General features: G+C 65.6%; 3 protein-coding genes. All 3 read left to right on the top strand.

Translation table 11 applies throughout. The annotated features are described in order from the left end of the window. A partial coding sequence (rpoB, locus tag Q0Q02_RS21620; RefSeq protein ID WP_293812610.1) for a DNA-directed RNA polymerase subunit beta occupies nt 1–2657 on the top strand: 2657 nt, incomplete at its 5' end. A 110-nt stretch (nt 2658–2767) separates the two neighbouring features. Beyond that, entirely contained in the window at nt 2768–6952 is a 4185-nt protein-coding gene (gene rpoC, locus Q0Q02_RS21625) for a DNA-directed RNA polymerase subunit beta' (protein ID WP_293812612.1), read from the top strand. Nucleotides 6953–7041: 89 nt separating this feature from the next. Next, nucleotides 7042–8268, top strand: coding sequence for a helix-turn-helix transcriptional regulator (locus Q0Q02_RS21630; protein ID WP_293812614.1), 1227 nt, complete (start codon nt 7042–7044; stop codon nt 8266–8268). The last annotated feature ends 297 nt before the right edge of the window (nt 8269–8565 follow it).

Below are 8565 nucleotides of genomic sequence, written 5' to 3' on the forward strand. Positions count from 1 at the left end.
CGGTCGATATCGACACGGTCATGCCGCAGGACCTGATCAACGCGAAGCCGGCGGCTGCCGCCGTGCGCGAGTTCTTCGGCTCGTCGCAGCTCTCGCAGTTCATGGACCAGACCAACCCGCTCTCGGAAGTCACCCACAAGCGTCGTCTTTCGGCGCTTGGCCCGGGCGGTCTCACCCGCGAGCGCGCCGGCTTCGAGGTGCGCGACGTGCACCCGACCCACTATGGCCGGATCTGCCCGATCGAGACGCCGGAAGGTCCGAATATCGGCCTGATCAACTCGCTCGCCACCTTCGCGCGGGTGAACAAGTACGGCTTCATCGAGAGCCCCTACCGCCGCATCCGCGACGGCAAGGTCACCAACGAGGTGATCTATCTCTCGGCGATGGAAGAGGCGAAGTACAACGTCGCCCAGGCGAATGCCGCCGTCGACGCCGAAGGCCGCCTGACCGACGATCTGATCGTCTGCCGCCGCGCCGGCGAAGTCATCGTCACGCCGGTCGACAAGGTCGACTTCCAGGACGTGTCGCCGAAGCAGCTCGTTTCGGTTGCCGCGGCGCTGATCCCGTTCCTCGAGAACGACGACGCGAACCGCGCGCTGATGGGCTCGAACATGCAGCGCCAGGCGGTGCCGCTGGTTCGCGCCGACGCGCCCTTCGTCGGCACCGGCATGGAAGCCGTCGTCGCCCGTGACTCGGGCGCTGCGATCGCGGCCCGCCGCGGCGGTATCGTCGACCAGGTCGACGCGACCCGTATCGTCATCCGCGCTTCGGACGAGATGGACCCGACCAAGCCCGGCGTCGACATCTACCGCCTGCAGAAGTTCCAGCGCTCCAACCAGTCGACCTGCATCACGCAGCGTCCGCTGGTCCGCGTCGGCGACATCGTCAAGAAGGGCGACATCGTCGCCGACGGCCCGTCGACGGAGTTCGGCGAGCTCGCGCTCGGCCGCAACGTGCTCGTCGCGTTCATGCCGTGGAACGGCTACAACTTCGAGGACTCGATCCTTCTCTCCGAGAACATCGTGGCCCAGGACGTCTTCACCTCGATCCATATCGAGGAGTTCGAGGTCATGGCCCGCGACACCAAGCTCGGCCCGGAGGAAATCACGCGCGACATTCCGAACGTTTCGGAAGAGGCGCTGAAGAACCTCGACGAAGCCGGCATCGTCTATATCGGCGCTGAGGTTGCGGCGGGCGACATCCTCGTCGGCAAGATCACGCCGAAGGGCGAGAGCCCGATGACCCCGGAAGAGAAGCTGCTGCGCGCCATCTTCGGCGAGAAGGCTTCGGACGTGCGCGACACCTCGCTGCGCGTTCCGCCCGGTGTGCAGGGCACGATCGTCGAGGTCCGCGTGTTCAACCGTCATGGCGTCGACAAGGACGAGCGCGCCCAGGCGATCGAGCGCGAGGAGATCGAGCGTCTCGCCAAGGACCGCGACGACGAGCAGGCGATCCTGGACCGCAACACCTTCGCGCGTCTGGCCGAGATCCTGACCGGCAAGACCGGCCTCGCCGGCCCGAAGGGCTTCAAGAAGGACACGGTCATCACCCGCGAGGTGATGAGCGAGTTCCCGCGTTCGCAGTGGTGGCTGTTCGCGACCGCCGAAGACTCGCTGATGACCGAGATCGAGGCGATGCGGAAGCAGTACGACGAGTCGAAGAAGCGCCTCGAGCAGCGCTTCCTCGACAAGGTCGAGAAGCTGCAGCGTGGCGACGAGCTGCCCCCGGGCGTGATGAAGATGGTCAAGGTCTTCGTCGCGGTGAAGCGCAAGATCCAGCCGGGCGACAAGATGGCCGGCCGTCACGGCAACAAGGGCGTTGTCTCGCGCATCGTGCCGGTGGAGGACATGCCGTTCCTCGAGGACGGCACCCATGCCGACATCGTGCTGAACCCGCTCGGCGTGCCCTCGCGCATGAATGTCGGTCAGATCCTGGAGACCCATCTGGGCTGGGCTGCCGCCGGTCTCGGCAAGCAGATCTCGAAGGCTCTCGACGCCTACAAGAAGTCCAACGACTTCAAGGCGCTGAAGGCCGAGTTCGACGCCGTCTACGAGGACAATGAGATCATTGCCTCGATGGACGAGAACGAACTCGTCGAGATGGGCCAGAACCTGCGTCGCGGCGTCCCCGTCGCGACCCCGGTCTTCAACGGTGCCAAGGAGGCCGATATCGAGCGGCTCCTGGAGCAGGCCGGCCTGCATAGCTCTGGTCAGTCGACCCTCTATGACGGCCGCACGGGTGAGCCTTTCGACCGCAAGGTGACGATGGGCTACATCTACATGCTCAAGCTGCACCACCTGGTCGACGACAAGATCCACGCCCGTTCGATCGGTCCGTACTCGCTCGTCACCCAGCAGCCGCTGGGCGGCAAGGCGCAGTTCGGTGGCCAGCGCTTCGGCGAAATGGAGGTCTGGGCGCTCGAAGCCTACGGCGCCGCCTACACCCTGCAGGAAATGCTGACGGTGAAGTCGGACGACGTCGCGGGCCGCACCAAGGTCTACGAGTCGATCGTGCGCGGCGAGGACAACTTCGAGGCCGGCATCCCCGAGAGCTTCAACGTTCTCGTCAAGGAAATGCGTTCGCTCGGCCTCAATGTCGAGCTGATCAACAACAAGGTGAAGCCGGGCGAGTTGCCGCCGGCCGAAGCGGCTGAGTAAGCCGTTAACCAAGCCTTGGGTACATGCCGGCGGCACTGACGCCGCCGGCTGACGGAATTGACGAGCCGGGCAGGGCGGCCTTGAGCCCCACCGGCGGAAGGAGACAGGCGATGAAGCAAGAGGTCATGAACCTTTTCGGCCAGCAGCCGGTCCAGCAGGCCTTCGACGCGATCAAGATCTCGATCGCGAGCCCGGAGAAGATCCTGTCCTGGTCCTATGGCGAGATCAAAAAGCCGGAGACCATCAACTACCGCACGTTCAAGCCGGAGCGTGACGGCCTGTTCTGCGCGCGCATCTTCGGGCCGATCAAGGACTACGAGTGCCTGTGCGGCAAGTACAAGCGCATGAAGTTCAAGGGCGTCATCTGCGAGAAGTGCGGCGTCGAAGTCACGCTCGCCCGCGTCCGGCGCGAGCGCATGGGCCATATCGAGCTCGCCGCCCCGGTGGCGCATATCTGGTTCCTGAAGTCGCTGCCCTCGCGCATCGGCCTCCTGATGGATATGCCGCTCAAGGACCTCGAGCGCATCCTCTATTTCGAAAGCTACGTCGTCATCGAGCCAGGCCTGACCCCGCTCAAGGACCGTCAGCTGCTGTCGGAAGAAGAGTACGTCCGGGCTCAGGAAGAGTACGGCGCGGACACCTTCACCGCCATGATCGGCGCGGAAGCCATCCGCGAGATGCTGCGCGCGCTCGATCTCGACCAGATCAACGCCGATCTCAAGCATGAGATCGCGACGACGACGTCGGAGCTGAAGCCCAAGAAGCTGATGAAGCGCCTCAAGATCATCGAGGCCTTCCAGGAGTCGGGCAACAAGCCGGAATGGATGGTGATGACCCAGATCCCGGTCATCCCGCCGGATCTGCGCCCGCTCGTTCCGCTCGACGGCGGCCGCTTCGCGACCTCCGACCTGAACGACCTCTATCGTCGCGTCATCAACCGCAACAACCGCCTGAAGCGCCTGATCGAGCTGCGCGCGCCGGACATCATCATCCGCAACGAGAAGCGGATGCTGCAGGAGTCCGTCGACGCCCTGTTCGACAACGGCCGCCGCGGCCGCGTCATCACGGGTGCCAACAAGCGCCCGCTGAAGTCGCTCGCCGACATGCTGAAGGGCAAGCAGGGCCGCTTCCGCCAGAACCTGCTCGGCAAGCGCGTCGACTATTCGGGCCGCTCGGTCATCGTCGTCGGCCCGGAGATGAAGCTGCACCAGTGCGGCCTGCCGAAGAAGATGGCGCTCGAGCTGTTCAAGCCGTTCATCTATGCGCGCCTCGACGCCAAGGGCTACTCGACCACGGTCAAGCAGGCCAAGAAGCTGGTCGAGAAGGAGAAGCCGGAGGTCTGGGATATCCTGGACGAGGTCATCCGCGAGCATCCGGTGATGCTGAACCGCGCGCCGACGCTGCACCGCCTCGGCATCCAGGCCTTCGAGCCAGTGTTGATCGAAGGCAAGGCGATCCAGCTGCACCCGCTGGTCTGCGCCGCCTTCAACGCGGACTTCGACGGCGACCAGATGGCCGTGCACGTCCCGCTGTCGCTCGAAGCGCAGCTGGAAGCGCGCGTGCTGATGATGTCGACCAACAACATCCTGCACCCGGCGAACGGCATGCCGATCATCGTGCCGTCGCAGGACATCGTGCTCGGCCTCTACTACCTCTCGATCATCTCGGACGGTGAGCCGGGCCAGGGCAAGATCTTCGGCGATTTCGGCGAGCTCGAATATGCGCTGCACGAGAAGGTCGTGACGCTGCATTCGAAGATCAAATATCGCTGGACCGGCATCGGCCATGACGGCAAGCCGTACACGAAGATCTACGACACCACGCCTGGCCGCGTGATCCTCTCGACCGCGCTGCCGGAGCACCCGGCGGTGTCCTTCGACGTCGTCAACAAGCTGATGACGAAGAAGGAGATCTCCGGAATGATCGACGCCGTGTATCGCGGCTGCGGTCAGAAGGAATCGGTGATCTTCTGCGACCGCGTCATGGGGCTCGGCTTCAAGCACGCCTTCAAGGCCGGCATCTCCTTCGGCAAGGACGACATGGTCGTGCCGGAGAACAAGTGGCAGATCGTCGACACGACCCGCGCGCTCGCCAAGGACTACGAGCAGCAGTACCAGGACGGCCTGATCACCCAGGGCGAGAAGTACAACAAGGTCGTCGACGCCTGGGCGAAGTGCTCCGACAAGCTCGCCCAGGAGATGATGGCCCGCATCTCGACCGTCCAGAAGGACGAGACCGGCCGCGACAAGCAGATCAACTCGATCTACATGATGTCGCACTCGGGCGCCCGTGGCTCGCCGGCGCAGATGCGCCAGCTCGCCGCCATGCGCGGCCTGATGGCCAAGCCGTCGGGCGAGATCATCGAATCGCCGATCATCTCGAACTTCAAGGAAGGCCTCGACGTTCTCGAGTACTTCAACTCGACCCACGGCGCCCGCAAGGGTCTCGCCGACACGGCGCTCAAGACGGCCAACTCCGGCTATCTCACCCGCCGTCTCGTCGACGTGGCGCAGGACGCTATCATCTCCGAGGTGGATTGCGGCTCGGATAACGGCATCAAGATGCGCGCCATCGTCGATGCCGGCCAGATCGTGGCTTCGCTCGGCATGCGCATCCTGGGTCGCGCTGCGGCCGAGGACGTGGTGGACGTCGACGGCAAGGTCCTTGTCGCCAAGGGCGTCGTGATCGAAGAGAGCGACATCGCCAGGATCAACGCCGCCGGCGTTCAGGAGGTGAAGATCCGTTCGGTTCTCACCTGCGAGACGAAGAACGGCGTCTGCGCCACCTGCTATGGACGCGACCTCGCTCGCGGCACGCCCGTCAACATGGGCGAGGCCGTCGGCGTCATCGCGGCCCAGTCGATCGGTGAGCCAGGCACGCAGCTCACCATGCGTACCTTCCACATCGGCGGCGCGGCCACCATCGCCGACCAGTCCTTCGTCGAGTCGAACTTCGAAGGCACGGTCAAGATGCGCAACCGCAACGTCGCGCGGAACTCGGACGGCGACCTCATCGCCATGGCGCGCAACATCGCCATCGTGATCGTCGGCCCGGACGGCGCCGAGCGCGCGGTCCATCGCGTCCAGTTCGGCTCGAAGCTGCGCGTCGACGAAGGCGACAAGGTCAAGCGCGGCCAGCGCCTGATCGAGTGGGATCCCTATTCCCGCCCGATCCTCGCGGAAGTGGACGGCAAGGTCGGCTACGAGGACCTCGTGGACGGCATGTCGATCACCGAGACGACCGACGAGGCGACCGGCATCTCCAAGCGCGTCGTCATCGACTGGCGCGGCTCGGCCCGTACGGCCGATCTCAAGCCGGCGATGGTGATCCAGGGCGCCGACGGCAAGGTTGCGAAGCTCGCCCGTGGCGGCGAGGCTCGCTACATCCTGCCGGTCGACGGCATCATCTCGGTGGAGCCGGGCCACGCGATCAAGGCCGGCGACGTGCTCGCCCGTGTCTCGACCGACTCGGCCAAGACCCGCGACATCACCGGCGGTCTGCCGCGCGTCGCGGAGCTGTTCGAGGCGCGTCGTCCGAAGGATGCGGCGATCATCGCCGAGAAGTCGGGCGTGATCGGCTTTGGCAAGGACTACAAGAACAAGCGTCGCGTCACGCTGACGCCGCATGACGGTTCCGACGGGGTCGAGTACCTGATCCCGAAGGGCAAGCACATCCATCTCCAGGAAGGCGATGTCGTGGAGGTCGGCGACTACATCCTCGACGGCAACCCGGCCCCGCACGACATCCTTGCGATCAAGGGCGTCGAGGAGCTGGCGGCTTATCTGGTCAACGAAATCCAGGAGGTCTATCGCCTCCAGGGCGTGACCATCAACGACAAGCACATCGAGGTCATCGTCCGGCAGATGCTGCAGAAGGTCGAGATCACCGAGTCCGGCGACAGCGACATCCTGACCGGCGATCAGGTCGATCGGATCGAGCTGGAGGAGGTCAACGCGAAGCTGCGCGAGGAGGGCAAGAAGCCGGCTTCCGGCGTTCCGGTCCTGCTCGGCATCACCAAGGCCTCGCTGCAGACCCGCTCCTTCATCTCGGCGGCGTCCTTCCAGGAGACCACCCGCGTCCTCACCGAGGCGGCGGTCAACGGCAAGTCGGACATGCTCGAGGGCCTCAAGGAGAACGTCATCGTCGGCTCGCTCATCCCGGCCGGCACTGGCGCCCAGGTTGCCCGCATCAAGCAGGTGGCGACGCGCCGCGACGATCTCATCGTCGGCCAGAAGGCGGATGCGGCGGCTAAGGCCGCCAAGGAAGCCGCTGCGGTTCTCCCGGCTGCCGAATAAGCAGCCGGCGAAAGCCAGACGTCACGGAACGGCCGCCTTCGGGCGGCCGTTTTCGTTTTGAGGCCATGGCATTTCGTCGAAGCCCGCGCATGCTTGACGAGACCGGGACGCCGACGCCTAAAGTCCGGCGGGGGAGGAGCGCCATGCGCTGGGCAGAAAAACAGAAAGTTCCGGACACGCGCGACCGAGAGGTGCCGGCCGGCTTCGTCGAGGCGGTGGAAGCGATCTATGACGCGGCGCCGACGCCGGAGCGGTGGCCCGCCGCGTTGCAGGCGATCGCCGATTTATTCGGGGATGTCGGGGGCCATCTGATCTACCAGCGGGAGGACGGGGCCTACGGCACGATCTGCTCGCCCGGCCTGGAAGCCGCCGGGCGCGATTACGATGCCGCAGAATGGTGGCGCCACGACGTGCGCTTTTCACGCTCGCTCGAATGTGGGGCGATCGCTCGCTCCGATACCATCTCGGATCGGGATATCGCGACGCCGGAGGAAATGAAGAGCCTGCCGTTCTACGCGCAATTCCTGCGGTCGCACGGCCTGGGCTGGTTCGGGGCGGTTGGGATTTCGCCGGATCCGCGGGTCGGTGTCGCCCTGGCGGTTCAGCGCGCGGCCGATCGGGGGCCGTGGTCCGACGCGGAGCTGGAAACACTCGGCCGGCTCGGCCGCCATGTCGAGAATGCGCTGCGCCTCGGCATCAGGCTGATCAATGCCGAGGCCTCGCAGCATGCGCTTGCCGATGCCCTGACCCGGCTCGGCGTCGGCGTCTTTCTGCTCTCCAGCGACGGGCGGGTGCTGTTCGCGAACCCGGCGGGGCAAGAGCTCGCGGGTGACGGGCTGCTCGTCAGCGGCGGCCGCCTGACCGCACATGCGGAGGGGCCGCGCGAGACCCTGCGGGCGCGCATTGCCGAGGCCGCTTTGGGCGAAGGGCTGCTGCTCGATGCGCCGCGGCCGGTCATCGTGCAGGGCCGTCGGCGCGATGGCTTCCTGGCCGTGCATGTGATTCCGGTCCGGGCCACGGAGGGCGGCATCGTGGAGGCGTTGCTCGCCGATGTCGCGGCTATCGCCGTGGTGACGAGCTCGCAGGCCGACGCTCCGGCCGACCCGGCGCTGGTCCGCGACCTCCTCGGCCTGACCTTGGCCGAGGCACGGCTGACCGCACTTGTCGGAGTGGGACTGGCGCCACGCGAAGCGGGCGAGCGTCTCGGCATCACCGAGGAGACCGCTCGCACGACCCTGAAGCGGGTTTTCCAGAAGACCGGCGTGACGCGGCAGAGCGAGCTTTCGGCGCTGCTCGCCCGCATGGCGGTTCGATAGGGCAGGGCCACTCCATTGGAGCGGGTGCCGGAGGCACTTTCGGAACAGATGATTCTCTTCTGGGGATCGTGCTGCGATCGGGATCGAAGGGAGCTGTACGCTCCATTCTGGGCCGCTATGATGTCCAACGACGCGCGACATCCGTTCGGGCTCGCTTCCGAGCCGCCCTTCGCCCAGCGAGTGAAGGAAATGCGGGCTTAAACGCCCCCAAGGTCGGAATCCGGGGTTGACGCGAATCTCCGTTCGAGTCATAAGCGCGCCACTGTCGACGGCTGTCGGACACGTTTGTCGCTTGCG

The organism is uncultured Allobosea sp. (assembly GCF_945956895.1).
Lineage (GTDB): Bacteria > Pseudomonadota > Alphaproteobacteria > Rhizobiales > Beijerinckiaceae > Allobosea.

What these genes read in the sequence shown, in the direction of transcription:
- rpoC (WP_293812612.1), top strand. Translation starts at nt 2,768, where the DNA reads ATGAAGCAAGAGGTCATGAACCTTTTCGGCCAGCAGCCGGTCCAGCAG.
- Q0Q02_RS21630 (WP_293812614.1), top strand. Translation starts at nt 7,042, where the DNA reads ATGCTTGACGAGACCGGGACGCCGACGCCTAAAGTCCGGCGGGGGAGG.